Origin of the sequence: Pseudoramibacter porci, assembly GCF_009696145.1 — a bacterium.
GTDB lineage: Bacteria > Bacillota > Clostridia > Eubacteriales > Eubacteriaceae > Pseudoramibacter > Pseudoramibacter porci.
The window spans coordinates 305362-332055 of record NZ_VUMO01000001.1; the positions used below are offsets into that span (position 1 = coordinate 305362).

General features: G+C 45.4%; 25 protein-coding genes, 2 tRNA genes and 1 pseudogene. 27 read left to right on the top strand and 1 reads right to left on the bottom strand.

Features of this window, described 5'->3' with window-relative positions; all coding sequences use genetic code 11:
* The first annotated feature begins 14 nt into the window (after positions 1-14).
* The 3 genes from FYJ52_RS01615 (at position 15) to FYJ52_RS01625 (ending at position 2299) form a co-directional block, all read left to right on the top strand.
* The gene (locus FYJ52_RS01615) at positions 15-521 is read left to right on the top strand and encodes a cell division protein SepF (protein ID WP_154575504.1); all 507 of its coding nucleotides are present in this window, start codon (positions 15-17) and stop codon (positions 519-521) included.
* A gap of 81 nt (positions 522-602) precedes the next feature.
* Positions 603-1355, top strand: a complete 753-nt coding sequence (locus tag FYJ52_RS01620) for a YlmH/Sll1252 family protein (RefSeq protein WP_205960727.1) — start codon at positions 603-605, stop codon at positions 1353-1355.
* The gene (locus FYJ52_RS01625; protein WP_154575506.1) at positions 1352-2299 is read left to right on the top strand and encodes an RluA family pseudouridine synthase; all 948 of its coding nucleotides are present in this window, start codon (positions 1352-1354) and stop codon (positions 2297-2299) included. The genes FYJ52_RS01620 and FYJ52_RS01625 overlap by 4 nt, the downstream gene beginning before the upstream one ends.
* On the opposite strand, the gene FYJ52_RS01630 is transcribed toward FYJ52_RS01625, so the two are convergent.
* Entirely contained in the window at positions 2300-4087 is a 1788-nt protein-coding gene (locus FYJ52_RS01630) for an Rqc2 family fibronectin-binding protein (protein WP_328598740.1), read from the bottom strand.
* 152 nt (positions 4088-4239) lie between these two features.
* On the opposite strand from FYJ52_RS01630, the gene FYJ52_RS01635 reads away from it, so the two are divergent.
* The 24 genes and pseudogenes from FYJ52_RS01635 (at position 4240) to FYJ52_RS01750 (ending at position 26437) form a co-directional block, all read left to right on the top strand.
* On the top strand, positions 4240-5118 hold the full coding sequence (locus FYJ52_RS01635; protein WP_154575507.1) for a YicC/YloC family endoribonuclease: 879 nt from the start codon (positions 4240-4242) through the stop codon (positions 5116-5118).
* 12 nt (positions 5119-5130) lie between these two features.
* Positions 5131-5739, top strand: a complete 609-nt coding sequence (gene gmk, locus FYJ52_RS01640; protein WP_154575508.1) for a guanylate kinase — start codon at positions 5131-5133, stop codon at positions 5737-5739.
* A gap of 65 nt (positions 5740-5804) precedes the next feature.
* On the top strand, positions 5805-6155 hold the full coding sequence (rpoZ, locus tag FYJ52_RS01645; RefSeq protein ID WP_154575509.1) for a DNA-directed RNA polymerase subunit omega: 351 nt from the start codon (positions 5805-5807) through the stop codon (positions 6153-6155).
* The gene (gene priA, locus FYJ52_RS01650; RefSeq protein WP_154575510.1) at positions 6155-8323 is read left to right on the top strand and encodes a replication restart helicase PriA; all 2169 of its coding nucleotides are present in this window, start codon (positions 6155-6157) and stop codon (positions 8321-8323) included. The genes rpoZ and priA overlap by 1 nt, the downstream gene beginning before the upstream one ends.
* A 23-nt stretch (positions 8324-8346) precedes the next feature.
* Positions 8347-8847: pseudogene (def, locus tag FYJ52_RS01655) on the top strand (peptide deformylase); the annotation flags it as partial.
* A 103-nt stretch (positions 8848-8950) separates the two neighbouring features.
* The gene (gene fmt, locus FYJ52_RS01660; protein ID WP_154575512.1) at positions 8951-9892 is read left to right on the top strand and encodes a methionyl-tRNA formyltransferase; all 942 of its coding nucleotides are present in this window, start codon (positions 8951-8953) and stop codon (positions 9890-9892) included.
* Between the two features lie 69 nt (positions 9893-9961).
* The gene (locus FYJ52_RS01665; protein WP_328598741.1) at positions 9962-10654 is read left to right on the top strand and encodes a zinc metallopeptidase; all 693 of its coding nucleotides are present in this window, start codon (positions 9962-9964) and stop codon (positions 10652-10654) included.
* Positions 10655-10658: 4 nt separating this feature from the next.
* On the top strand, positions 10659-11990 hold the full coding sequence (gene rsmB, locus FYJ52_RS01670; RefSeq protein WP_154575514.1) for a 16S rRNA (cytosine(967)-C(5))-methyltransferase RsmB: 1332 nt from the start codon (positions 10659-10661) through the stop codon (positions 11988-11990).
* A 58-nt stretch (positions 11991-12048) separates the two neighbouring features.
* A complete protein-coding gene (locus FYJ52_RS01675) occupies positions 12049-14670 on the top strand; it encodes a beta-glucosidase family protein (RefSeq protein ID WP_154575515.1) in 2622 nt (873 codons plus the stop codon).
* Position 14671: 1 nt separating this feature from the next.
* Positions 14672-15403, top strand: coding sequence for a tRNA (adenosine(37)-N6)-threonylcarbamoyltransferase complex dimerization subunit type 1 TsaB (tsaB, locus tag FYJ52_RS01680; RefSeq protein ID WP_154575516.1), 732 nt, complete (start codon positions 14672-14674; stop codon positions 15401-15403).
* The gene (rimI, locus tag FYJ52_RS01685; RefSeq protein WP_154575517.1) at positions 15396-15911 is read left to right on the top strand and encodes a ribosomal protein S18-alanine N-acetyltransferase; all 516 of its coding nucleotides are present in this window, start codon (positions 15396-15398) and stop codon (positions 15909-15911) included. Before tsaB ends, rimI begins: the two co-directional genes overlap by 8 nt.
* Positions 15892-16932: a tRNA (adenosine(37)-N6)-threonylcarbamoyltransferase complex transferase subunit TsaD gene (gene tsaD / locus FYJ52_RS01690; protein WP_154575518.1), complete on the top strand. Its 1041-nt coding sequence runs from the start codon at positions 15892-15894 to the stop codon at positions 16930-16932. Before rimI ends, tsaD begins: the two co-directional genes overlap by 20 nt.
* Before the next feature lie 123 nt (positions 16933-17055).
* Entirely contained in the window at positions 17056-17343 is a 288-nt protein-coding gene (groES, locus tag FYJ52_RS01695) for a co-chaperone GroES (RefSeq protein ID WP_154575519.1), read from the top strand.
* 35 nt (positions 17344-17378) lie between these two features.
* Positions 17379-19004: a chaperonin GroEL gene (gene groL / locus FYJ52_RS01700; RefSeq protein WP_154575520.1), complete on the top strand. Its 1626-nt coding sequence runs from the start codon at positions 17379-17381 to the stop codon at positions 19002-19004.
* A gap of 133 nt (positions 19005-19137) precedes the next feature.
* Positions 19138-19791: an NUDIX hydrolase gene (locus FYJ52_RS01705; protein WP_154575521.1), complete on the top strand. Its 654-nt coding sequence runs from the start codon at positions 19138-19140 to the stop codon at positions 19789-19791.
* A gap of 21 nt (positions 19792-19812) precedes the next feature.
* A complete protein-coding gene (locus tag FYJ52_RS01710; RefSeq protein WP_154575522.1) occupies positions 19813-20529 on the top strand; it encodes an MBL fold metallo-hydrolase in 717 nt (238 codons plus the stop codon).
* 179 nt (positions 20530-20708) lie between these two features.
* Positions 20709-20894, top strand: coding sequence for a 30S ribosomal protein S21 (gene rpsU / locus FYJ52_RS01715; protein WP_006598092.1), 186 nt, complete (start codon positions 20709-20711; stop codon positions 20892-20894).
* Between the two features lie 17 nt (positions 20895-20911).
* Entirely contained in the window at positions 20912-21358 is a 447-nt protein-coding gene (locus FYJ52_RS01720) for a GatB/YqeY domain-containing protein (protein ID WP_154575523.1), read from the top strand.
* An 89-nt stretch (positions 21359-21447) separates the two neighbouring features.
* Positions 21448-21524, top strand: a tRNA-Pro gene (locus FYJ52_RS01725).
* Positions 21525-21537: 13 nt separating this feature from the next.
* Positions 21538-21614 (top strand) — tRNA-Ile (locus FYJ52_RS01730).
* A gap of 279 nt (positions 21615-21893) precedes the next feature.
* Positions 21894-22511, top strand: a complete 618-nt coding sequence (locus FYJ52_RS01735; RefSeq protein ID WP_328598742.1) for a helix-turn-helix transcriptional regulator — start codon at positions 21894-21896, stop codon at positions 22509-22511.
* A 290-nt stretch (positions 22512-22801) separates the two neighbouring features.
* The gene (serC, locus tag FYJ52_RS01740; protein ID WP_154575524.1) at positions 22802-23896 is read left to right on the top strand and encodes a 3-phosphoserine/phosphohydroxythreonine transaminase; all 1095 of its coding nucleotides are present in this window, start codon (positions 22802-22804) and stop codon (positions 23894-23896) included.
* Positions 23897-24018: 122 nt separating this feature from the next.
* Positions 24019-25194 carry a phosphoglycerate dehydrogenase gene (locus FYJ52_RS01745; RefSeq protein WP_154575525.1) on the top strand — a complete coding sequence of 392 codons (1176 nt, stop codon included), beginning with the start codon at positions 24019-24021 and terminating at the stop codon, positions 25192-25194.
* Between the two features lies 1 nt (position 25195).
* The gene (locus FYJ52_RS01750) at positions 25196-26437 is read left to right on the top strand and encodes a DUF1015 domain-containing protein (RefSeq protein WP_154575526.1); all 1242 of its coding nucleotides are present in this window, start codon (positions 25196-25198) and stop codon (positions 26435-26437) included.
* Positions 26438-26694 lie beyond the last annotated feature (257 nt).

Consider the following 26694-nt stretch of genomic DNA (forward strand, 5'->3'; position numbering starts at 1 on the left):
GGAGAAAAGCTGAAATGGCAAATGAAAAATTCAAAGATAGAATCGTAAGTATGTTCACTGTGGGCGATGACGATTATGATGAATACGAAGACGAAGCGTATACAGAAGGTGCAGAAATGGACGAAACTGTCGACGACCAGGATCAAGAAGCCGCACGTCCGGAACATCATAAAAAACACAATGGTTCTTACGATGCGCCATTAGCAGGAGGCGCTCAAGTTCTGGTTTTAAGTCCAGAGTTCTTTAGCGATGCGCCAAGTATCGTCAATAAAATCAAGGAAAATAAAACCGTTGTTGTCAATTTGAAGAATACGGAATATGAAGATGGCCGAAAGATATTTGACTTCTTAAATGGAGCAGTTTTTGCACTTGAAGGTACCATTAACCGTATTGCCGATAATGTTTTTATTCTCGCTCCGAAGCAAGTCTCGGTCTCGACTGAAATGCAGAAGGATGAAGATGAGCTTTCGGCAAAGCCGATGTTGGATTTTGACGGCGAACCAAGTGATGAAGCCAATTAATAAAAGAGATTTGATTAAATGAGAAGAGCCGCAAGTATAAACTTGCGGCTTTTTTGATTCGATTCTCTAATGAATGATTTTATGAACGAAAAAAAAGAAAATGTTGTTCTTTCAAGGATTGAAGATGCGGTCTACAAGCAAGATCGACTTTATTTTTTCGATTTCTACGATGAGGCGATGCAGGCAAAAATCGAGATGTTTCTACAAAAAAATAAAGCGCATTATGTGTTAGACGGCGGATTTCCAGATGCGGCCAGAAAAAAGCTCTGTGTCATTCCGACGGACTGGATATCGTTTATTGATCCTAAAAAAGATATTGATTGGCCCATGATGGCGGTTCGCTTTCCAAGAAATTTTGCTTTTGCGCATCGCCATGTACTGGGCACGCTGATGGGCCTCGGTATTGAACATAAATGTATTGGTGATATCAATTTAGATGAGGATGAATGTCAGGTTATTTTCGATGAAAAAATTTATCCATTTTTAAAAAACGAGTTTGTTTCGATTAGAGGGCGAAGCATCAATCCGCAATATTTCGATTATCAGCATATTCGTCCTTTTGCACTCAAGACGAAAAATCTAGTGATCACTGTCAATTCGCCGAGAATCGACGCGGTGATTGACCGCATATGGGGCATTTCCAGGCAAACTGCGGAAGCGGCTGTCAGACAGTCTCGCGTTCGGGTTAATTACACGGAAATCACGAAAAAAGATTTTTCAGTCAAGGCTGGGGACATCATTTCCTTTCGAGGAAAGGGCAAGGCGAAAATTGCTGCTTTTATTGGAAAGTCGAAAAAGGGGAAAATTCAAATTCAGGTTGAAAAATATTTATGATTGAGGATGTATTAAAAAAAACAGTTGAAACAGTTCAGCTTTGTGTTCAGCTCAATGAAAATCGGATGCGGCTCGACCGATTCTGCGCGGTTCATTTAACAAATTTATCCAGGTCTTATGTCAAAACGCTGATACAAAAGCAATATGTACAGGTCAACGGTCAAGTTAAAAAAGCTTCTTATGCCCTGAATACAAATGATAACGTAACGGTTTTGATTCCGGAACCCGAAGAAGCTCAGATCAAAGCCGAAGATATCCCGCTTAACATTGTTTATGAGGATGACGATGTCATCGTAGTCGATAAGCCGTCGGGAATGGTTGTACATCCGGCGCCGGGAACGCCATCAGGCACTCTAGTCAATGCGCTCATGGCGCACACCGATCAGCTTTCAGCTATTAATGGCGTCAAGCGGCCGGGGATTGTGCATCGCATCGATAAGGATACATCCGGACTATTAGTGGTAGCGAAAAATGACAACGCGCATCAGTTTTTGGCCAAACAGCTTGCTGCCCATGAAATGGTGCGTCAGTATCACGGGCTGGTCCGAGGGAATATCACAGAAGAAACGGGAACAGTAGATATGCCGCAGGGACGTCATCCTAAAGAGCGCATTAAAATGGCGGTCGTTGAAGACGGACGTCATGCGGTGACGCATTTCACGGTTATGAAACGTTTTGGAAAATATACAGAAATGATATTTAAGCTGGAAACAGGCAGAACACACCAGATCCGTGTGCACATGCAAGCAATCGGTCATCCGCTGGTCGGCGACCCGCTTTACGGTGTACGCCGCAGAGAACCCTTTGAAACGGATGGCCAGATGCTGCATGCGGAAAAATTGGGGTTCATTCACCCGACAACGAAGGAACTCATGGTCTTCAGGTCGCCGCTGCCAAGAATTTTTGAAGAAGCCCTGGCTTATTGCAGCAATCATCAAATGTAATCAATCGTTGTCAGAGAGCCGTTCAATTTGATCGATAATTTCGCGCTTTGGCGTGACGTACATGGTATTTTGATTGGTAAAAATAACCATGCCGGGCTTAGCCTTGTTGGGCTTGTGCACGTATTTGTAATCGACGTAGTCGACAGGAACGTTGGATGAGGTTTTTGCCTTAGAATAATAGGCCGCAAGTTGACCGGCTTCGAGCAATGTTTTCTCAGTGATAAAGCGGCCATTTGCAACAACTAAAACGTGGGATCCTGGAGAATCTTTAACGTGAAGCCAGCAATCCTCCGGATCTCCAAGTTTTGTTGCGATTTCGTCATTTTGAAAATTATTTTTTCCGACTAGGATTTCAAAGCCCTCCGAAGAGCGGAAGCGCATTGGATGAGAGGGCTTGGGCTTTTTGTCCTTGGCATTTTTTTTCGGGTGTTTGACGAGATCTGAGTGATTGACTTCATAGCGGATTTCGTCCAGCTCCTCGACTTCAGTGCACTGGTCGAGGGCATTTAAAAGCGAGCCGAGGTAATAGACCGTATCTTTTGTTTTTTCAATCTGCTCGGCGACCTGAACTTGAGCTCTTTTTGCCTTGTTGTAGCGCTTGTAGTATCGCTGGGCATTTTGAGCCGGCTCCTGATTGATTTTCAGCGGTATGTGGACTGTCGGCAGATTTGGATCGTAGAAATTTTCCACATCAACACTTTCCATGCCTTTTTGAATGCGATAAATATTGGCAGTGATCAAATCACCGTATAATTTATCCTTTTCTGCCTTTTTCGATTTTTTTAAATCTCGGTGAAGGTTATCCAATTTTTTCGTATCTTTTTTGTATAAAGTTGCGAGCTGATGCTTCAAATTAGCGGATTTTGCGTTGAATCTCAACTTTTTATCCCGAAGGTAGTAAAAAGCTTCCAACATCTGAGAGACAGAGTCACAGGGTTGAAGGTCGAGGTCTTTTAAAAAATGCAAGTCGATGGTCGAAAAATTTTGAATATGCCGGTGGAAATAATAAAGCGTTGGCTGACAGCTGTTTTCGACTTCGTGCTGTATTTCAAAAAAACTGCCTGAAAGATAGCCCACTTCTTTAGTGGAGAGATCAGAGAGCGAAGTTTCGCCGCTGATGCCTGCACGGAAACAGATTTCCTGAGCCAAGTCAGGAGAAATGCCGAGAAAGCCGCCGATCAAAACAGCAGTGAGCTTTTGATTCGCCTGTTTCGAAAGCCAGTGCTTGAAATCGTCAGGGGTGCGGCAGTCAAAAAAGCTGATGCGATCGAATACTGGCGGCAGCTTGTAGTGCAGTCCCGGTAGAATGTGACGGTAACGGCTGGATGAAGGGCCCACGCGTTTAATGGCGTCAATGATAATTGGAGCGCTTTTAGGTTCATTTTCATCAGCAGTGGTCAAGATCAAATTAGCGTTTCTTCCTGTAATTTCTGCGAAGATAGTCTTGGTGATGGGATCGCCAAAATCGTTTTTGCCGTTGACATCGATGGCCAAAATGCGGTCAGAAGTGACTTGATATATATCAGAAATGGTGGTGTTGACGAGGTGTTTGCGCAGCACCATACAAAAGGTCGAAGGCTGAGGTGGATTTTTCTTTTTCTTTTCAGTAATGTGAACCCGTGGCTGGTTGGCATTGGCGGACAAAAGCAGTGTTGCGTTGACCGGCCCGGCAATCAGCAGGTGCACTTCGTCGTTTTCTGGCTGATAAACTTTTCTGATTTTTCCTCCGACCAATTGGGCCTTTAGTTCTTTTACGAGATGATAAGTTGTGATACCGTCAAATGCCACTGGAAATCCTCCTTAAGATTTTTTGTATTTAAATTAAATGATTTCTGTTTAATATAATCGAAACGGAAAATAAAATCAATGATGTCGCGCTGTCTTGTTTTTTTTGTGTGAAATAGGTATGATAAAAGAAATATAGGGTGGAGGAAATCAGAATGAAAAGCATGACGGGATTCGGACGGGCGGATTATCGGGATGAGAATTGGAACATTTCAGTTGAAATCAAGACGGTGAATCACCGCTATCGCGATTATGCAATTCGTATGCCATCGATTTTAAATGCTGTTGAATCGAAAATCAGAAAGGAAATTGGAAGGACAGTTGCACGAGGTCGGATCGATGTTTTCATTCAGTTTGAAAAGTTGTCGGAAAGTCAGCGGCAGATTGTTTTGGATGAAAAGCTGGCGAAGGCCTATATCGATACGCTTAACGCGATCAAAGCACTTGATCCAATGATGCGCGATGAAATCGGTGTGGATTTAGTTGCTAAATTTCCAGATGTTATTAAAACCACTGAAAAGGTGCAAGATGACGAAGAAAACTGGCGTATGCTTCAGCCTGTTCTTGATCAGGCCCTTTTTCAAATCGCAAATAGCAGAGAGCAGGATGCTATGGCGACGGCAGACGACATAGCCCTGCGCGCTGAAAATATTGAAAAAATCATGGGGCGAATTGCCGCGCGCGCTCCGGAAGTGCTCAATCAATACCGGGATAATATTCATCAGAAAGTGGCTGATTTTCTAGACGGCGCAGAAATAGAGGAAAGCCGGATTTTGACGGAAGTTGCAGTTATGGCAGACCGCTTGGACATTACAGAAGAAATCAACCGGATGAGCGGCCATTTGAAACGCATGAAGGCTCTTCTTCAGGAAGGAGAGCCAGTGGGGCGCAAATGTGATTTCCTCGTGCAGGAGATGAATCGGGAGATCAATACGATTGGGTCAAAGGCGTCCGATCTTGAAATCCAAGACAGTGTCGTGGACGTCAAGGCGGAAATTGAAAAAATTAGAGAACAGATTCAAAATATAGAGTAAAGGAACATTCAATTGAAACAACAACGTGGACAACTTATTATTTTATCAGGACCATCGGGAGCGGGAAAGGGTACCGTTTGTCAAGCGGCGATGGCGCACAGCTCAAGTCTAAAAATATCGATTTCTGCGACTACCCGTGCGCCGCGTGGAGAAGAAAAAGACGGCGTCGAATACTTCTTCCTCGACGAAGCTGAATTTGAGAAAAAAATTGAAGAGGGTGCTTTTTTAGAATACGCAAAGGTGCACGATCATTATTACGGTACGCCAAAGGCGCACGTGCTTCAGATGCTGGATGAAGGCATGAATGTTATTTTGGAAATCGATGTGCAGGGTGCCGCACAAATTAAAGAAAAGTTGGGCTTTGGCATTTTAATCTTTATCGCACCGCCTTCGATTGAAGTGCTCAAGGAAAGACTGGTCAATCGGCAGACAGACAGCGACGCGCAGATTCAGCTTCGCATGAAAAACGCAATGAGCGAGCTGAAACAGGCGACGCAATACGATTACGTGATTGTCAATAATACGGTGGATCAGGCTGTGGCGGATTTAGAGGCAATCATCCGCGCAGAGCAGTGCCGAAGCCAAAATAATTTAGAAATCATTGAAGAAATGTTGATGTAAAACTTCAATAAGGGTTATAATATTAAGTATTCATTTTGTATTAACAGATAAAGGAGTTAACAGACATGAGCTGGAAAACATATTATGGAGATAATGGCAGCGGTCTTCGCTACCCGCCGATTAATTTAATGATTTCCAAGGCAGATAATAAATACGAATTGTGTGTGGCGACGTCGAGACGCGCTCGTCAGTTGATCGACGGTGCAGAGCCTCTGGTCCGCGTGAATATCGATAATCCAATTTCTACGGCAACCGAAGAAATTGCTGAAGAAGAAGTGAAAATCGTTGGTTTGACTGCGAAACAGCAACAAGAGGAAAGTGCGCAGACTGCTGACGATGAATTTGCGGCGGCCCAGGAAAACGAAGGCGTTTCCCTTGAAGATTTGGCTAATGGAGACGACATCATTCTCGAATAGTGAAGATCGCGAGGGTTTTTTTAAAACAAACCAATAAACGCATTGACCGGGCCTATGATTATCGTGTACCTGATACATTGGCCGATCAGGTTGTGCCCGGTGTTCGCGTTGCAGTTCCTTTCGCTCAGGGGCATCGCGTAGTCGAAGGCTTCGTGATTTCTGTAGGTGGCGACTCAAAATACACGAATAAGCTTCGCGACGTGCTGCAGGTGATTGATGCACAGCCGGTTGTCGACGAGGTACATCGTAAGTTATGTCTTTGGCTTGTGAAAATATACGATTGCCTTTTTTACGATGCTTTAGCATTATTTACGCAGCCGGTTCGTGTCAGCCGCGAAACAAACGAGAAAGGCGAGATCTCTTTTCGGCCGTATCACAAAACGGAAAAAATATTTCGCATCACACAGGCAGGGAAAACCGCGAAGACAAAAGGCAAGAAGATGGCACGGATTTTGGAACTGCTCAAGAGCGGACCGATGAGTGCATCCGAATTAAACGCAGCCCTTCAGCATGCGTCAGACAGCCGGAAAAGGCTTCAGGAAAAAGGATGGATCGAATCTGTCGAAGGGTCTCAGTCTCAAAAGGCAGCGGCTGAAATTTTGCCCTTATCATGTGATCGTCATGTTTTTCAATCTATTCAGGAAAATCTATCAAACGCCGGGACTCAACCGGTCTTTTTTTATCAAAAGGATGACGATCTGCGTTTTGATTTGTTTCTTCAGGCCGCGGTGGAAGTCGTTCACCATGGGAAGAGCGTGCTCCTCATTGAACCGGAAATTAATTTACTGAAGAAAAATGCCGGCCGCTTTAAAAGTATTTTTGGCGAACTTGGCGCCGTGTATCATAGTCATCTCAAAATATCGGAACGCTACCGCGTTTTTCATCAAATTCAGACGGGAAGCGTAAAGGTCGTACTGGGCACAAGAACTGCGGTCTTTCTGCCCTTTAAAAATATTGGTCTAATTGGCGTTGATGAAATGGGAAATGGCCAATATATCTCGGATTCAGAACCTCACTATAAATTACCCGATGTTGCCGCGCAATTGGCGAAAATCTGTAGTGCGCAGATGTTGATTTCTGATCCGATTCCGTCTGTGACGCTCAAGTGGCGGATGTCAAAGAATCAAATTGTTCAAGCGACTGCACCCTCAGATTTCAGCCCGGTTGATATTATCGACATGAAAAGGGAAATGCAGCGTGGTAATTTGGGGATTTTCAGCCATTTGCTCGAGGAGGAGATGAATTCTGCACTTAACCGGAAACAACAAGTTGTGCTGCTGCACAATCGTCTTGGGTATCAGCATGCTGTTTTTTGCAGAGCATGCGGCGAGACGGTCAAATGCCCAGTTTGCGGGCGTCCGATGAAAACTGATCAGACCGGCATTCTGATCTGCACGACTTGTGGAGAAAAGCGCCCCTTTCCAAAAACTTGTCCGTCCTGCGGGAGTAACCATATTAAAGGGATGGGCGTTGGTTTAGATCAAGTTGTTGAGATGATTCAGGAAAAATGGCGAGGTCACCGTGTCGTGAAAATAGACGCGGCAGCGGTTCGACAAAAGGAATTTGATGAGCTTTGTGGCGATATTCGAAAGGCAGATATTGTCGTTGGGACCAGAAGTCTCGTCAGGGGCTTTCCATTTGACAATGTGGGATGTGCGGCTGGTGTGCTGATTGATCAGGATATTGATGGGAATGCCTATCATGCAGCGGAGCAGGCTTACCGTTTGTATCGGCTATTTTTTGAGAAAACGAATGCCGTGTGTCGGTATGTTCAGACCTACAACGAGATGCATCCCGTTGTCGAGGCGCTCCATCAAAGTCATGATGATCCGTTTTACGACGATGAGCTGAAATACCGAAGAAGTATGGGGTATCCACCTTTTGGCCACGTTTTTTATTTCGAAATATTTGGAGAAGACCGGGCACAGGTACAAAAAGACAGTATCAGCCTGTATCACGCCTTACAAGCGCGATTTCCTCAATGGTCTGTATACAAACCGATTTTTGGCGAGATCAGGCGCGAAAATCATCAGCTTGAGTACCGAATTATGATGAAGGCGCCAGAAATACCACCGGTTTCAAACGGGATTAGACGTATGATTTGGGCCGGCGAGTTCGAACGGCTTGCATCAAAAATTACGGTTGTTATCGACCCGGTATTGGATTAAATCAACAATGGAGGATGATAATAATGGCAATTCGCAAATTAAGAGTAAATGACGATCCGATTTTGAGAAAAAAAGCCAGAGAGATCACGGAAATAAATGATCGGATTAAGACACTGGCAGCGGACATGCTGGACACCATGTATGATGATGAAGGTGTTGGATTGGCAGCGCCACAGGTTGGTATTTTGAGACGTTTGGTGGTTATCGATGTGGGTAAAGGACCTATTGTTATGATTAACCCGGTAATCGTGGAGCAAAAGGGCAGTATTGTTGACGTAGAAGGCTGTTTGAGCTTCCCAGACGACGCGGGCTACGTCGAACGTCCCGAATACGTCACTGCGCAGTTCACGAATTTAGAGGGACAGCGCTGTGAAGTAAAAGGGCATATGCTTTTAGCTCGGGCCATTTGTCACGAACTGGATCATTTAGACGGCAAAGTCTTTATCGATAAAAAGGTACCAACTGAAAAAGCAGAAAAGATGATTGAAGCTCAGAATAAGCGGTTAGCGAAGGAGCAAAACAAAAAAATTACTGCTAGCGGAAACCAGACGGATGAAATGACCAGCGAAGCCTTTGAAAAGCCAGCGGACATGCAGACCATCAGTGCGCTGAACGGAGAAGACAGCCATGAATAATATTCGAGTGGTGATGATGGGGACAACCGATTTTGCTGTACCGGCTTTGAAAAAGTTGTGCGACAGCGGTTTTGATGTGGCATGCGTCGTTTGTCAGCCCGATCGTCCCAATGGCCGCGGCAAAAAAATGCGTCCGCTTCCGATGAAGAAAACGGCTCAGGCCCTTGAAATTCCAGTTTTTCAGCCTGACAAAATTCGCGACTCAGAAGCAGTTGCTTATTTGAAAAGCTTGAATCCGGATTTCTTTGTCGTCGCAGCTTATGGACAAATCCTTTCTCAGGAAGTGTTGGACATTCCGACATATGGCTGCATTAATATTCACGGCTCTCTTCTTCCGAAGTACCGAGGTGCGGCGCCTATTCATCATGCTATTATCGATGGTGAAAAAGAGACCGGTGTGTCGATCATGAAGATGGACATCGGCATGGATACCGGCGCGGTTTATAAAAAAGTTGTGATACCGATTACCGAGACGACAACGGTCGGCGCCATGCACGACGAGATGGCTGAACAGGGGGCAGAAGCGCTCATTCCTGTACTGCAGGAGATTTATGCAGGAACGGCAGAGGCCATACCGCAGGATCCCGATGAAGCGACGTACGCGGATAAAATCAGCAAAGAAACAGGACGGATCGACTGGAAACAGTCGTCTGAAAAAATTGTCCGTCGTATTAACGGGACAGACCCATGGCCTGGTGCCTGGTGCCAATACCGTTCACAAAAGATGAAATGTTTTGCACCTAAAATGATGCATCAGGCAGCATCAAGCCGCCCTGGGACCGTTGTTTCAGCTGATAGTCAAAAAGGATTAATTGTTGCCGCATCGGATCAGCTGGTCGAAATTCAGGAAATACAAATGCCAGGGAAACGCCGGATGAAAGCCAAGGATTATCTGCGCGGCAATGCCATTGAGATTGGTGAAGTCCTCAGTTGATTATTTTAGAAAAATTTCAGTCTTGCCCACTATAATGCCATTAATTTTAAAAGAAAAAGGAGAATGACAATGTTTTTTTGGGACTGGACTATGATCATCTTGATTCCTGGGCTGATCATTTCTGCGATTGCTCAGGCAAAGGTATCCTCATCTTTTAATCGATACAGCCGGATTCAATCCAGATCAGGAATGACAGGGTTTGAAGCGGCAAATCGTTTGCTTGCTGTTCGCAATGTGCCGGTCACACTTCACAGTATCGCCGGCAGTTTAACAGATCATTTTGATCCGCGAGATAAAACTATTGGCTTATCACAGCCGGTGGGCAACAGTACCAGCCTTGCAGCGATTGCTGTTGCTGCACATGAAACGGGACATGCCTATCAGGATTACGAAGGCTACTTTGGATTGAAATTCAGAAATGCCATTGTACCGGTTTGCAACTTCGCAACAAACGCAGCGTGGCCGCTGTTTTTTATTGGGTTGATTTTCGGTGGCGCGAGCCAATATGGTACGATCTTAATGAACATCGGGATTCTGTTTTTCTCATTTTCATTGATTTTTAACTTGGTGACCTTACCTGTTGAATTCAATGCGAGTCATCGCGCGCTCGCGATGCTTAAAGAAAATCAGATGCTCGGACCGGATGAAATCAAAGGCGCCCGGCGGGTGCTTTCTGCGGCAGCCATGACTTATGTTGCGGCCACATTGATGTCCTTTTTGAATTTACTTAGAATGATTTTGTTAAGAGATAGTCGTTCCTAGAGATATGAAGCGAAAAAATACAACCGTACAATACAATCTATCACCCCGCGAGCAGGCTTATTACAGTCTGTTCGCTATTGACCGGGAGGGTGCCTTCTCTAATTTGGAAATTCAGAGGGTGCTTTCCCGTTCGTTATTTTCAAAGCCGGACGCACATTTGTACACGGCATTGGTTTACGGCGTCCTTCAAAATGAAATTTTACTGGACGACCGAATTGCAGCGATGATCAAATCTAACATACGATTAGATTTTGAAATCCGCGAGATCCTGCGCATTGCGGCTTTTCAGCTGCTTATGATGAACCGCATTCCGCCGTATGCTGCAATTTCCGAGGCCGTTGAGCTATGCGGAAAAGTCAAACCCAAAGCCAAAGGGTTTGTCAATGGTGTGCTCAGAAATATGGCGCGAAAATCTGAACAATTGAAGCGTTGGCGAGCATCAGATTACAGAGATACCATACAGGCGCTTTCGGTTCGAACATCTGTTCCGAAACCGATTGTGGAAATTTACGCTAAGGCCTTTGGCGGGAAGGCGAGTGTACGCGAGCTGATGGCGGTGAACCGGCCGTCGCCGCTGACGATTCGCGCTAATGGTCTGAAAATATCGCGGGATGCGTTATTGGAGACATTGGCTGAAGAAGGAGTCGAAGGGGTGAGAACGGCGATTTCGCCATCGGGAATTAAAATTACAAATGCTTCTGTGTCGGAATTAAATCAGACACAAGCACATCGCGATGGATTATTTACGATTCAGGATCAGGGCGCGATGCTGATCGTTGAGGCTTTATCTCCCAAAGCTGGCGAGCACCTACTCGACATGTGCGCAGCGCCTGGAGGAAAGACAACGTATCTCGCTGAAATGATACACGATGAGGGCTCCATTACAGCTCGGGACATTTATCCTTCTAGATTGAAGCTGATTGAAAACCAAGCCGCACAATTGGGGATCCAAAGTATCATAACGGAAGCTTTTGATGGGACAATGTGTAAAACGTCCGATCGGGAGCAATACGACCGCGTTCTGCTCGACGCACCCTGTTCAGGGTTGGGAATCATTCGGCGAAAACCGGAAATTCGTTACCGCTTTGATTTTGAAAAACAACGCGAACTCATTCACATTCAGCGGAAGATGTTAATCAATGCGGTCGATGCATTAAAACCGGGAGGTATTCTGGTATATTCCACGTGTACGGTAGACCCGAGGGAAAATGCGGAGCAGATTAATTGGCTATGCCGGCAAACACAGAAGATCGCTGTTTTAGAAACGAGACAAATCAGTTCGGCTGATGATCAATGCGATGGATTTTATTATGCCAAACTCATAAAAAATGTGTGAACCAGTACATGAAAAATAGACCAGTCATTATCATTTGTAAAAGAAAGAAGTGAGGGGTGTGAAAAGTAAGGATTCAGGCCAAACCGCTATTCGGGAGAAGCGTCGGAAATTGACGCTAAAACAACGCTGTACTTTGCTTTCTGGGCAATCTAAATGGTCCTCCCAGGGCATCTCCGAGCAGGGAATTTCCGCTTTTGTTATGTCTGATGGCCCCCATGGACTGCGACGGGAGAAAGAGAATGGCAGTAGTTTTCCAGCGACTTGTTTTCCGCCGGAAGTCACGCTATCCTGCTCTTGGGATGATGAGATGGTGTACCGAGTTGCAGCGGCGATCGCTGAGGAAGCGGCACTGCAAGGCGTGGATGTCATTTTAGGACCTGGCCTAAATATTAAACGCAGCCCACTTTGCGGACGAAACTTCGAATATTTTTCAGAGGACCCATTATTATCGGGCATGTTGGGAAAGGCCTATATTGAAGGTGCAAAGAGCCGTCACGTTGAAACATGCGTCAAGCATTTCTTTGCCAATAATCAGGAGAGTAACCGTATGACGATTGACGTGCGCCTTTCGGAAAGAGCAGCACGTGAGATTTACATCCGTCCTTTTGAAATTGCTGTGTGCGGGGCAGATCCCGGAATGGTGATGGCCGCATATAATCAAATCAACGGGACGTATGCGACAGAGCAGCGCCACACTTTGACAGAGCTACTTCGAACACAGTGGCATTATTGCGGCGTGACAGTTTCGGATTGGTCAGCCGTTCAAAATCGAGTGGCCAGCGTCAGGGCTGGGCTCGATTTGGAAATGCCGGATTCGGATGGCGTCAATGATGAGAAAGTTTATCGTGCGGTCAAGCATTTTGCATTGCCTGAGGGCTGTGTCAACCGCAGTGTTGAACGGTTGATTGCCTTTGGCGAACGCTGCGAACAAAATCGAGAGGCGCGCAAATCGATGACTGTTTCAAGCCTTGCTGAACATCATCAGCTGGCGCGGCGTGCTGCGGCGGAAAGTATTGTGCTTTTAGAGAATAAACACAATCTGTTGCCACTTGTTCCCGAGAAGCTGTCGAGAAATCATCGAATACTAGTCATTGGGGCGCTTGCGAAAGCGCCGCGGATTCAAGGCGGGGGCTCGTCTCAGGTTAACGCAAATTGGATTGAGACGCCGTGGAAAAGTCTCGAAACAGTTTACACAAACGTTTCTCTGGATTACGCTGACGGATACGCGCTGTCGACGGTCTCAGAAAACAAGCGGGAGGCGCTTTGTGCACGCGCCATTCATAAGGCAAAACAAGCAGATACGGTTTTACTTTTCGTCGGTCTTCCGGAATCTGCAGAAAGCGAATCTTGGGATCGGCACGATATGAATCTGCCCATCGGTCAGTTACAATTGATGGATCAGCTGACTGCAGCGCATCGCCGCGTTGTGGTGATCGTTCAAAATGGCGGATCTGTCTTGCTGTGGCATGCCGCCTGTGCAGCGGCCGTACTTGAATCTTGGCTCGGTGGTGAAGCTTGCGGGCCGGCATTGTGCGACGTACTTACTGGAAAAATTGTCCCTTCTGGAAAATTAACAGAGACCATTCCCAAACGGCTGGAGGATACGCCGGCATATTTGAATTTTCCAGGAGATGGGCGCGAGGTGAATTACGGCGAAGGCATTTATGTGGGGTACCGTTTCTACGACGCCAAGCATTTATCAGTTCAGTATCCTTTTGGATACGGGTTGAGTTACGCGGATATTGAATATATAGGCTTTAAAGTTCAAGAAGATGCTCAAAAAGATAATCAACTGATTTTTGAGGTTACGCTGAGCAATCACTCGGATTTTGCCGCAAAGGAAACGGTTCAAATCTACGCAGGTATGGTGAAGAGTGCGGTGAGACGACCGCCTAAAATTTTGGTCGCTTATCGAAAGGTTGAAGTACCGGCGAAAACGCTCAAGTGTGTCGTGATCGTCATGCCCAAAGAGCGGCTGGCCTATTTTGACACCATTTCCCATCAATGGCGGATAGAAAGCGGCACGTATTGTTTTTACTGCGGTGCGTCGAGCCGGAATCTGTCATTTAAACGCACTTACATTGTCGATGTAGGAGAATTAGAACCTGTGATTACGGAAAATTCTACTATTCGCGAGGTGCTGCACACTGAACGCGGACAGGTGCTCTTTCATCAAGCGGTCGAATTTTACCATAGGGTGACGGGATTCGAACTGGATATGACAGATGATTTCATTGCGCATTCCGTGATGGCGACGCCGCTGATTAAGGTGCCGATGCTTTCAGGCGGGATGCTGACAGACCGTATGCTTAAGCGGGTGATTCGTTACATTAATCACGACGTTCGCCATTTGGGCATCGGTTTTTTAGCGGCCAAAGAGGTGAATGCGCCAAAAGTGATGCGGGCATTGATCCGCGCGCGAGCGGCTTACTCAAAAAATCAGGCAGCGCCTTATTCAGTCGATACGCCGATGGATCTGCTGCTGGCTTCAAAGCCGCACCGTACAGTTTTGGCGTCGTTTTTGGGGCCGAAGGGCGAGACCATTTTATCTTGCGTCCCCGTTCAGGCATTAGCCAAAACGCATTTGACCCTTCGTCAGCTTCAGCAAATTATTCCTCTGCATTTACTGAAAAAATCAACATTGGAGAAAATCAACAAGAAATTGAAGGCAATACACTAAAATGAAACTACTTATGATCGATACTTCGACTATTGTCGCGACAGCAGCTGTTCTCGACGTGGACAGATTAATTGCGGAGACAATTGTCAACTACAAGAAAAAACATTCAGAAAAAATGCTGCCGTCCATCGACCACATGCTTCAGGATTCAGGCCTTGGGCTCAAGGATATCGATGTGTTCGGCGTCGTCAACGGGCCAGGCTCTTTTACAGGGTTGCGAATCGGTATGGCGACAGCGAAGGGCTTCGCTCAAGCGCTGAACAAGCCGATGGTGACGGTGTCAACATTGGAGGCCCTCGCGGCTAACGTTTGTGCCAGTGATTCAACAATCTGCCCAATTATCGATGCACAGCGCGGTCAAGTTTACGTTGCACTTTATCAATCAGATGGGGAATCCGCTGAGCCGTCCCTTAAGATTACAATGGCAGAAGGGGTGTACGATGTCGATACCCTGAGCCGAAAATTGAAGGATTTAAATCAACCGGTTATGCTTTTAGGCGACGGGCTTAAAAAATACGGTAAGCAGCTTTTGGAAGCCGTCCCCAACGCATGCGCAGCGCCCGCGTTTCTCGCGATGAACCGCGCCTCGTCTGCGGCATACGTTGGACTTAAAAAAATACAGCAGGGTAAGACGGTTAGCTGTTTTCAAGCTGATCTCAACTATTTGAGAAAATCCTCGGCAGAGGAACAGCGAGAAAAGAAATTGTCTCGGGAAGCGCAGCACCATGAATAATGTCTGGCATCCTTATGCCTTTAGATTAATGGAAAAAAGCGATCTCTACCAGGTTATGGCAGTGGATTGGCGCTCAGGGCTGATTCCTTGGCCGGAGCACTCGTTTTTGGACGAGCTTGGAAATATTTTGGCCGAATACTTGGTTTTGGTTCAAAATGATTCAGAGAATCGCGAATCAGCGGTGGTCGGATTTGCGGGGCAGTGGTTTGTAGCAGGTGAAGCACAGCTGATGAAAATTGCTATCGATCCAGATTTTCAAGGAAATGGACTTGGGCGCAGGCTCATGAAAAAAATCATTGCGCGTGCACGCAGTCATAACTGCCAGAGTATAACCCTGGAGGTTCGAACAGACAACGAGCCCGCTTTAGGGCTTTATCGGAGCTTCGGGTTTGAGATACTAGGAAAGCGGGAACGGTATTATCCAAACGGCGCAGATGCATACGTTATGGAACTGGTTTTCCCGGACGATCAAGGAGATAGAATCAGTCATGAAGATATTATCAATTGAATCCTCTTGTGATGAAACAGCGGCGGCTATCATTGAAGATGGCCGCTGTATTTTGGCCAATCAGGTTTATACGCAGATTGCCATTCATAGAAAATACGGCGGTGTTGTGCCAGAGATAGCATCCCGCAATCACGTTATGAAAATGCCCTATGTGGTTCAAGATGCATTGGATGAAGCACAACTTACCTTTGACGATCTTGATGCAATTGCAGTGACGAAAGGTCCGGGACTTGTTGGTGCGCTGCTCGTTGGGGTGTCGGAGGCTAAAGCATTGGCCTACGCTTTAGACAAACCGTTGATAGGCGTGAACCACATTGAAGGGCATATCGCGGCGAATTATCTGGCTTTTCCAGAGCTTGAACCGCCATTTTTGGCGCTGATTGTTTCAGGGGGCCACACCAATTTAGTGATCGTGAAAGATTATGGCACCAATATTATTTTGGGTCGGACGCGTGATGATGCTGCCGGCGAAGCCTTTGACAAGGTAGCTCGGGTGTTGGGCTATCCCTATCCCGGGGGACCGGCGATTGATCAGGCTGCACAGATTGGCGACGCACAAGCGATCGATTTTCCACGGGTCATGCTCGAAAAAGACAGTTACGATTTCAGCTTCTCCGGATTGAAATCAGCGGTGCTCAACGAATTGAACCATCGGAAGATGAAAAATATTCCGTACAAAAAAGAAGATGTCGCGGCGTCCTTCCAGGCGGCTGTCTTGGATGTGTTGACTGAAAAAACGATTCGCTGTGCCGAGGCTTACGGCATGAAGAAAATTGTGATCGCCGGTGGCGTATCAGCTAACAAGGGGCTTCGCACGCGAATGGATGTGGCCGCGAAGCAGCACAATTGGGCGTTGTATTATCCGCCGCTTTCGCTCTGTACAGACAACGCAGCGATGATCGGCGCAAGAGCGTATTATGATTTTAAGCTTGGCCGAACTAGCAGCTGGGATTTAAATGCTGTCCCGGGATTGGAACTGCCGGGTCTCGATCGAAATGCGGAATTAAACTTAAATAAATAATAATTTTAAAAAATCTTCCCGAAAAGTATTGCAAAAAGCGGATTCATCGTTTAATATAATGTCAGCACTCAAAGATAACGAGTGCTAATAAATTAGAACAAAAACTTTTGGGAGGCTTTAGCAATGAAATTAAAACCATTAGGTGACAAAATTGTTATAAAAGTAAAAGAAGAAGAAAAGAAAACAACGGGCGGCATCGTCCTTCCTGATTCCGCAAAAGAAAAACCGCAGCAGGGTGAAGTTGTTGCAGTAGGTTCCGGCGAAATGATTGACGGCAAGAAAGTACCGCTGGATGTCAAAGTCGGCGACGAAGTTATTTATTCTAAATATTCTGGCTCAGAAATCAAAATGGATGACGAAAAGTACCTCATTGTCAAACAGAATGATATTTTGGCAATTGTAGAAGAATAATTAAGGACAGACAGAGACAAAAGGAGGTCTATCAAATGGCTAAAGATGTAAAATACGGAGAAACCGCTAGAGAATCTTTACTGAGCGGTGTCGATCAGTTAGCAGATGCAGTTAAAGTAACATTAGGGCCGAAGGGCAGAAACGTTCTTTTGGCAAAATCTTATGGCGCGCCGAATATTACGAATGACGGTGTCACTATTGCAAAAGAAATCGAATTACAGGACCCGTTTGAAAATATGGGTGCACAGTTGGTTAAAGAAGTTGCAACAAAAACCAACGATGTCGCCGGGGATGGTACCACGACCGCTACACTGTTAGCACAAGCTATTACCCATGAAGGCAACCGCAACGTCGTTGCTGGCGCCAACCCGATGGTCTTAAGAAAAGGGATGGAAAAAGCTGTCGAAGCAGTTGTCGAAGGCTTAAAGGAAATCTCTCAGCCTGTTAAATCCGACAAATCCAAGGAACAAGTTGCTTCTATTTCAGCAGCTGATCCGCAGATTGGCAAATTGATCGCAGAAGCTATGGCGAAAGTCGGCGATGATGGCGTTATCACCGTTGAAGAAGGCAAAGGCATGGGCACTGAACTCGACTTCACAGAAGGGATGCAGTTCGACAGAGGTTATGTCTCAGGCTATATGGCAACTGATACTGAAAAGATGGTTGCTGAACTCGACAATCCGTATATTTTGATCACCGATCAGAAGATTTCCAATATTCAGGAAATTCTCCCAGTACTCGAAAAAATCGCGCAGCAGGGTGCGAAATTATTAATCATTGCTGAAGATGTCGAAGGCGAAGCATTAACCACATTGGTATTGAACAAACTTCGCGGTACACTGAATACTGTTGCAGTTAAAGCTCCAGGTTTTGGTGACAGAAGAAAGGCCATGCTCCAGGATATTGCCATTTTAACCGGTGGCCAGGTCATTTCTAAAGAAGTTGGTTTGGAACTCAAGGATACAGCTCTTGAACAATTAGGCCGTGCACGTCAGGTCAAGGTTGATAAGGAAAATACCATTATCGTCGATGGCCAGGGCGCCAAGGAAGACGTTGATGAACGTGTTGCCCAGATCAAGGCACAGATTCCGGAAACTGATTCCGATTACGACCGTGAAAAACTTCAGGAACGCTTGGCTAAACTCTCTGGTGGTGTCGCTGTCATTCAGGTCGGCGCTGCAACAGAAGTTGAAATGAAAGAAATTAAATACCGCATCGAAGATGCGCTGAACGCAACACGTGCAGCTGTTGAAGAAGGGATTGTCCCAGGTGGCGGTACTGCACTTCTGAACACAACTGATAAAGTCGACGCTTTGATCGAAACACTGGACGGCGACGAAAAAGTTGGTGCACAGATCATTAGAAGAGCCATTGAAGAACCAGCACGTCAGATTGCTGAAAATGCAGGAGTTGAAGGCTCTGTCATTGTTAATGAACTTTCCAAGAAAGATAAAGGCATTGGCTACGATGCACTTCACGGCAAATACGTCAACATGGTCGATGAAGGGATCATTGACCCGACAAAGGTTACCCGTACCGCAATTCAGAACGCTGCGTCTATCACTGCTATGCTGTTGACGACAGAAGTTGCTGTTGCAGATCATCCGGAAGAAAAGAGCGATATGCCGGCAATGCCAGCCGGTGGCGCACCGATGATGTAAGCTTTGCAAATTGCAAGATCGGAAAAGAGAGAAGACAAAAATCTATCACCCTCGAATATCATATCCCCTTTGATATTCGAGGGTTTTTCTTTATAATAATTTAGAACAAAAGCTTTGCTTTTTGGAGAGGCTTATGAAACAAGATAAAATAATTGAGGCCATGCAGAAGCGCTGGGGTAAACGGACACCTGGTTATCTGACGCGGCTCAAGGGGAAAAGCAAGGCAGTGCTGATCCCACTCATTGGAACCGAAAAAGGTCTTGAGGTCGTATACGAGATTCGGGCGACGACGCTGCGGACACAGCCAGGGGAGGTGAGCTTCCCTGGGGGTGGTATTGAAGTGGGCGAGACGCCGGAGCAGGCAGCTGTACGTGAAACCAGTGAAGAACTTCTCATTGCACCGGATAACATTGAAATCCTTGCGCCGATGGATGGAGAAAATGCGCCGACGGGCGCGCCGCTCTGGCCTTTTGTTGGCCATCTGCATCATTATCAAGGCTCTTATTCTACAGACGAGGTTGCGGAAATCTTTACTGTTCCGCTGAGCTGGCTGCTTGAGCAGGAACCGGAAATGCACATGACGACACTGGTGACACAGCCGGATCCTGGGTTTCCCTATGAGTTGATCCCGAGGGGAAAGCAGTACGCATTTCGGAAGAAAAAACACCCGATTTATTTTTATCAATATCGTATCGCCAAGAATCGTGACCCCATTGTGATTTGGGGCCTGACAGCACAGGTGACTTGGTCCTGGATTCAAAAGTTGAAAAAAGAAATTATCGTATAAGTGAGCATAGAGGAGGATAATATGAAATTAACAATTTTAGGTAACAATGGTGCATATCCGCGGGCGAACGGCGCTTGTTCCGGCTATTTGCTGGAAAATGATCAGACTAAGGTGATTATGGATTTAGGTGCGGGTACATTAAGCAATTTAATGTCTATTGACGACGCTTCCGATCTCGATGGCATTTTGCTTTCACATCTACATTGGGATCACATTTCTGATTTGTTCGTATTGCAGTATCTATTGGAAAAACGGGATCAAGTTGTTCCGGTTTATCTTCCGGAATCGCCGGAAAACATCTACAAAATGATTGCGGATATTAAGAGCTTTGATGTGCATCCTATTCACAATGGTGACGAAGTAACGATCAAAAACATGACGTTTATCTTTAAACAGATGCGACATCCTGTGGAAGATTACGCGATAAAGGCCGTTGATGAAAAAGGCAAGGCTTGTCTCTATACAGGGGATACCGGCATTTGCGATGCTTTGACAGATTTTGTCGAAGGGGTACACACGATGCTCTGCGACTGCACCTATGTCGACAATCCGGACGAAAATAAACATTTATCGGCGGGCCAGGCGGCCGAAATTGCCGAAAAAGCTGGCGTGCGTCATTTGATTTTGACGCATTTTAATCCGGAACTTAACCCGAGAGATTACGCAATCGTGGCTGAACGTATTTTGCGCAGAGGTCGTGTCACAAAATCGGAAATCATGCTGACGTTTAATATCTAATTTCCCAATCTGAACACGAATAAGCTGAAAGGTTCAAAGGACTCAGCTGTGAGAAATATTTGTGAAGAGATCATGAAGATTCATTGACAAGTTTTGAAATTTCAAATATAATATCCATTGTCCACCTGTATCAAAAGATTTCCACAGGGTAGTTTACATTCAGGAAGGGGGGATATTAAATGTCAGAAGTACGTGTACGTGAAAACGAGTCTTTGGAAAGCGCTCTGAGACGTTTTAAAAGAAAGACCGCTATGGCAGGTGTCATGTCAGAAATTCGCAAAAGAGAACACTACGAAAAGCCGAGTGTAAAGCGCAAGAAAAAATCTGAAGCTGCCAGAAAAAGAAAAATGAAGAAACATAGATAAAAGGATGTGTCATAAGTTTGGCTTTAAAGAAACAGTTATTAACTGATTTGAAAGCGGCGATGAAAGCAAAAGACAAGGTCCGTAAATCGACGATTACCTTGATACGTGCGGCGATTCTTCAGGAAGAAAAAGATAAACAAATCGATGATCTTGAAGACAGCGATATCGAAGCGATCATCTCCAAGCAATACAAACAGAGAAAAGATTCTTTAAAGGAATTCGAAAAAGCCGGACGTGATGATTTGATTGAACAGACTAAGGCTGAAATGGCGATTATTGAGGACTATCTCCCTAAGCAGTTGAGTCCAGATGAAATCGGCACAATTGTAGAAGATACCATTCAGGAAATCGGTGCGGAAAGCATGAAAGATATGGGTAAAGTGATGAAAGCCATTATGCCAAAAGTCAAGGGAAAAGCTGACGGTAAAGTCGTCAATCAAATTGTTCGGGAAAAATTGAATTAAATCATTGCGCCGCAGATTTTAATTTGCGGCGCGGATTTAAAAAAAGTATTGACAACATCAATGCAGACCGGTATAATATAATTCGTTGTCGAGGTGTAGCGCAGTTTGGTAGCGCACATGGTTTGGGACCATGGAGCCGGAGGTTCGAATCCTCTCACCTCGACCATTTTTTTATTTAAGGGCCTTTAGCTCAGTTGGTCAGAGCATCCGGCTCATAACCGGCAGGTCCAGGGTTCGAGTCCCTGAGGGCCCACCATTTTTGGCAAAATCTAGCGGTTTTCGCTTATATGAATAGGTAAGGGGATTAATAATCCCCATATAATCCCCACTTTTGATTTGAGTTTAAGTCAGAGGTGGGGTTTTTATATACTTTAATTTGTGTACCCAAAGGGCACTTAAAAAGAATAGCAAGAAATTCAGTGGACCCAACTTGAAGTAGAGTTTCTAAAAATATCACATTTATTAAACTCAACGATCTGTTTCTGTTAATAATTAGAGAATAGATTTATTATGATCATAGAAAGGAGGCCTCTTTGTGGATCAAGAAAAAATTGGAAAGTTCATCGCGGCTTGTAGAAAGGAACGCGGGTTGACACAGGCCGTTCTTGCGGAGAAACTCGGCATTACAGATCGTGCTGTCTCAAAATGGGAAAGGGGGAAGGGCCTGCCTGATGTAGCCATCATGTCGGAATTATGTGACGTTCTGAACATTAATATCAATGAACTTTTTACCGGGGAGCGATTAGCGATGGATCAATATCGGGAAATGGCAGAACAGCATCTGCTGGAAATGCGCAGACAGGAAGAGCGGGCAAATAAAAGACTGCTTTCATTGGAAACCGTGATCGGATATACATGCTCAATCTCATTTATATTGATGATTTTTGCAGCATCTTTTGCCGTTTCGCTTACAGCCTGGCGAATCGCGTTGATTGCAGCAGGGTGTATCATTTTCACGGTTGGGATGGGATATTGTTTGAAATTGGAGCATGATACAGGATATTACGAATGTCCTTCCTGCGGCGCCATTTATATTCCAACAATGAAATCTGTTGTTTTTTCTCCCCATATTGGAAGAAGCAGAAAAATGAAATGCCCGTATTGCGGAAAACGCGCGTATCAAAAAAAAAAGTGCTTACGAAATAATGAATGATAGCTGTCAAAGGAATTTTGCGACAGTAGACGGATTCGTACGGACTACATGTGTTTAGGATAAATTTGAGTGTAAAGATAATCGATTAAATGATGTGAAAATACTGTCGTCAAAACCAATAAGTGAATACGCTGCCATGGAGCGTTTCTCATCAAGACATAATAATTTGCATATTAAATACAAAAAGCACATTGAAAAGTAAAAAATTAAAGCCTATAATAATAAAAACTGTAATGTTTCATTACAGTTTTTTGTTTTTTACGGTTTTATATTTTTAAAGGAGGAAAGTTTTGGAAAGAGTTTTTAACTTCGCACCTGGTCCGTCTGCTTTACCAGAAGAAGTACTTAAGAAAGCTCAGGAAGAGCTGCTTTGCTATGGCGATACCGGCATGTCAGTTATGGAAATGAGCCACCGTTCAGCTGATTTTGCTGAAATTTTAGATCAGGCAAAAGCTGATTTGAAAGAATTAATGGAGATTCCGGATAATTACGACATCCTATTCCTGCAGGGCGGTGCCTCTACACAGTTCTCGATGATTCCGTTAAATCTTATGGTTCACAACCACAAAGCGGATTACATCAAGACTGGGAATTGGGCGAAAAAAGCCTATGAACAAGCAGTGAAGGTCGGCGATGCAAAAGTTATCGCTTCATCAGAAGATAAGACCTACAGTTATATTCCAGATTATGACATCTCTATGCTTCGTCCGGATGCTGATTATTTACACATCTGTGTTAATAACACCATCTACGGCACCCGTTTTGCACCGGATCGTCTTCCGGAAACGCCGGACAACATTCCGCTGATTGGCGATATGTCGTCCAATATCTTGTCCGAACCCTACGACGTTTCAAAATTCGGGATGATCTATGCAGGCGCGCAGAAAAATATGGGCCCAGCTGGCGTTACGGTTGTCATTATTCGCCACGATTTGGTCGGCCAGGCGGATCCGAGTATTCCGACGATGCTGGATTACAAGACTCACGTCGATAAGGATTCCTGCTTCAACACCCCACCGTGCTTTGCCATCTATATGTGCGGCTTGGTCTATAAATGGCTGAAAGAAAAGGGTGGAGTTGCAGCGATGGCTGAACTGAATAAAGCGAAAGCTTCTAAACTTTATGATTTCTTGGACAACTCGGCATTGTTTAAACCGACTGTATTGAATCCGATTGACCGTTCGTTGATGAACGTGCCATTTGTGACTGGAGATAAAGATCTGGACGCTAAATTTGTCAAGGAATCAAAAGAAGCCGGTCTGGTTAATCTGAAAGGTCATCGAACAGTCGGGGGTATGCGTGCTTCAATTTATAACGCCATGACTATGGACGGCGTCGATGCTCTGATTGATTTCATGAAGAAATTCGAAACAGAAAACAAATAATTATAAACTGACATCCAGCTGGATCACAGGACACCAAAGATCCGCAAAATTCGCGCGCAGTAAAGGTCGGGGTAGTATCGTAGTTGGCCGGATTTGCTGCGGCATGAACAGAAGGAATAAATATGAATTATCAAATCAAAACACTGAATAACATTTCAAAAAAAGGATTAAAACAACTGACTGAACAATATGTCGTTGATCAGGAAGGCGCCGATTCACCGGACGCGATACTGGTCAGAAGTGCGAAAATGCACGACATGGCGTTCAACGACAACTTGTCCTTTATCGGCCGTGCTGGTGCCGGTGTCAATAACATTCCGTTGGAACGCTGTGCGGAACAAGGGATTGTGGTTTGCAACGCGCCAGGTGCCAACGCCAACGCCGTTAAGGAATTGGTGGCGACAGCCATGTTGATTTCATCTCGAAAGGTTGTTCAGGGGATTGAATGGACCAAAACGCTGGACGGAACACAGACAGATATCGGTGCAGCGGTAGAAAAAAACAAGAAAGCATTTGCCGGACCAGAACTCTATAAGAAGAAAATGGGCGTCATTGGATTAGGCGCCATTGGTCTGCTCGTCGCAAATATGGCTGTCGACTTCGGTATGAAGGTATACGGATTCGATCCTTTCATTACGATTAAACATGCCTGGGGGTTAAGCAGAAAAGTCAAACGGGCCTCCAGTCTAGAAGCTCTTTTCCAAAATTGTGATTACATTTCAATCCATGTGCCGTATATGGAAGCGACAAAAAATTACATCAACGCCGATTTGCTCGCTTTAGCAAAACCTAATTTGCGTTTGATGAACTTAGCTCGCGGCGGTCTCGTTGATGAAGATGCGTTAGCCGAAGCGTTGGAAAACGATAAAATTGCAGCGTACGTCACCGATTTCCCGAGCAATAAGACGATTCATATGAAAAATGCGATCAATATTCCCCATTTAGGTGCATCGACACCGGAATCAGAAGAAAATTGCGCAACGATGGTGGTCGATTCGCTTCGGGAATACATGGAAAACGGAAATATCATCAATTCGGTTAACTATCCGGATTGCAGTATGGGTGAATGTGAAACGGCGCATCGCATTACAGTGGCCCATCGGAACGTTCCAAATATGATCGCCAGCATCACCACTGTGCTGGCACAGGATAATGTCAACATAGCGAACATGACAAACAAAAATAAAGGCAAATACGCCTACACGATGATTGATATTGATTCCGAAGAATTTAAGGCAGAAACACTTGCTGATCTTAAGGCGATTGATGGCGTGACACGCGTCAGATTGGTTAAATAATATGGCAACCATTAAAGCATTTAGAGCCATTCGGCCGATGCCGGACAAGGCTGCAGACGTTGCAGCCTTGCCCTACGATGTCTACAATCGGGCAGAGGCACGAGAAGCGGTTGCAGGGAAACCAGATTCGTTTTTAAGAGTTGACCGCCCGGAAACAACCATGGATCCGGATATCGATTTGTACGATCCAGCGGTTTATCAGCAGGCTAAGAAAAATCTCGACCGCTTAATCGACGATCACACTTTGATTCAGGACGATCAGAAACAGTTTTATTTATATGAACTGAAAATGGGTGATCAGGTCCAGACTGGGCTTGTCGCGTGTACGTCAGTAGATGAATATCTAAACGGCACGATTAAAAAACACGAGCTTACTCGGAGCGAAAAAGAACAAGACCGCATTCATCACGTCGATGTCTGTGATGCCAACACTGGACCGATTTTTCTGACGTACCGTCACCGCGAAGAAATTGACCGACGCGTGAAGGCCATCCAGGAAAAAGAACCGGTATACGCCTTTACAGCAGAGGACGGTATTCGCCACCGGGTCTGGTGTGTGGACGACGTGCGGGATATCGATGGTTTCGTCAGCGACTTCGGCAGCGTTTCGGCGCTGTACATAGCAGACGGACATCACCGCGCGGCGTCTGCAGTCAAGGTTGCGCAGATGCGCAGGGACGCTCATCCGGGATATACCGGAGACGAACCTTTTAATTATTTCCTCTCAGTGATTTTTCCGGACAATCAACTTGCCATCTTAGATTACAACCGGGTGGTGAAGGATTTAAACGGGTTGACGCCTGAAGCATTTCTGGACGCGGTCGCAAAAAAATGCGATGTCAATAAAGTGAAGCATGCGTACAAACCAGATCGAAAAGGGACATTTGGTATGTTTCTAGACGATCAGTGGTACGCCCTGACGATTCACGACGAATTGGTCCATTCAGACGACCCGGTTCAGAGCCTCGACGTTTCCCTTTTGCAGGAAGAGGTTCTTTCTCCAATTCTCGGTATTGGCGATCCGCGAACCGATAACCGAATTGATTTTGTCGGGGGCATCCGAGGGCTTAAAGAGCTGGAACGCCGAGTACATACGGATATGACCGTTGCCTTTTCGATGTATCCCACATCGATTAACGAGTTGATGGCCATTGCGGATGCAGGATTGTTGATGCCGCCCAAATCGACATGGTTTGAACCGAAGCTTAGAAGCGGATTATTTATTCATAAATTATCAGATTAAGCTCAATCTTATTAATGTCTGTACTGAATTCCAGATAGCAGTCTGTCTGGAATTCTTTTTTTGTAATGCTTTAGCAAAGGATTCGCCGAGAGGAACGAGGAGAATCAAAGAACCACCGGCTAGGTCGGTAAGTTTAAAAAAGCTTTAGCTTCAAGTAAAAACCTCCTATGCTAAAATGATGCCGGTTCGCCAACCGCATCACTACGCAAAGGAGGTAAATCATTATGAAAAATGATAAAGATAGTTTAGCACATACG

Excerpts from the sequence above, each read along its gene's own strand:
- FYJ52_RS01750 (WP_154575526.1), top strand. The coding sequence starts at position 25,196 with ATGGCAACCATTAAAGCATTTAGAGCCATTCGGCCGATGCCGGACAAG.
- FYJ52_RS01705 (WP_154575521.1), top strand. The coding sequence starts at position 19,138 with ATGAAACAAGATAAAATAATTGAGGCCATGCAGAAGCGCTGGGGTAAA.
- FYJ52_RS01625 (WP_154575506.1), top strand. The coding sequence starts at position 1,352 with ATGATTGAGGATGTATTAAAAAAAACAGTTGAAACAGTTCAGCTTTGT.
- rpoZ (WP_154575509.1), top strand. The coding sequence starts at position 5,805 with ATGAGCTGGAAAACATATTATGGAGATAATGGCAGCGGTCTTCGCTAC.
- FYJ52_RS01665 (WP_328598741.1), top strand. The coding sequence starts at position 9,962 with ATGTTTTTTTGGGACTGGACTATGATCATCTTGATTCCTGGGCTGATC.
- FYJ52_RS01710 (WP_154575522.1), top strand. The coding sequence starts at position 19,813 with ATGAAATTAACAATTTTAGGTAACAATGGTGCATATCCGCGGGCGAAC.
- rsmB (WP_154575514.1), top strand. The coding sequence starts at position 10,659 with ATGAAGCGAAAAAATACAACCGTACAATACAATCTATCACCCCGCGAG.
- fmt (WP_154575512.1), top strand. The coding sequence starts at position 8,951 with ATGAATAATATTCGAGTGGTGATGATGGGGACAACCGATTTTGCTGTA.
- tsaB (WP_154575516.1), top strand. The coding sequence starts at position 14,672 with ATGAAACTACTTATGATCGATACTTCGACTATTGTCGCGACAGCAGCT.
- FYJ52_RS01620 (WP_205960727.1), top strand. The coding sequence starts at position 603 with ATGAACGAAAAAAAAGAAAATGTTGTTCTTTCAAGGATTGAAGATGCG.
- FYJ52_RS01615 (WP_154575504.1), top strand. The coding sequence starts at position 15 with ATGGCAAATGAAAAATTCAAAGATAGAATCGTAAGTATGTTCACTGTG.
- rpsU (WP_006598092.1), top strand. The coding sequence starts at position 20,709 with ATGTCAGAAGTACGTGTACGTGAAAACGAGTCTTTGGAAAGCGCTCTG.
- FYJ52_RS01635 (WP_154575507.1), top strand. The coding sequence starts at position 4,240 with ATGAAAAGCATGACGGGATTCGGACGGGCGGATTATCGGGATGAGAAT.
- rimI (WP_154575517.1), top strand. The coding sequence starts at position 15,396 with ATGAATAATGTCTGGCATCCTTATGCCTTTAGATTAATGGAAAAAAGC.
- groES (WP_154575519.1), top strand. The coding sequence starts at position 17,056 with ATGAAATTAAAACCATTAGGTGACAAAATTGTTATAAAAGTAAAAGAA.
- groL (WP_154575520.1), top strand. The coding sequence starts at position 17,379 with ATGGCTAAAGATGTAAAATACGGAGAAACCGCTAGAGAATCTTTACTG.
- tsaD (WP_154575518.1), top strand. The coding sequence starts at position 15,892 with ATGAAGATATTATCAATTGAATCCTCTTGTGATGAAACAGCGGCGGCT.
- FYJ52_RS01745 (WP_154575525.1), top strand. The coding sequence starts at position 24,019 with ATGAATTATCAAATCAAAACACTGAATAACATTTCAAAAAAAGGATTA.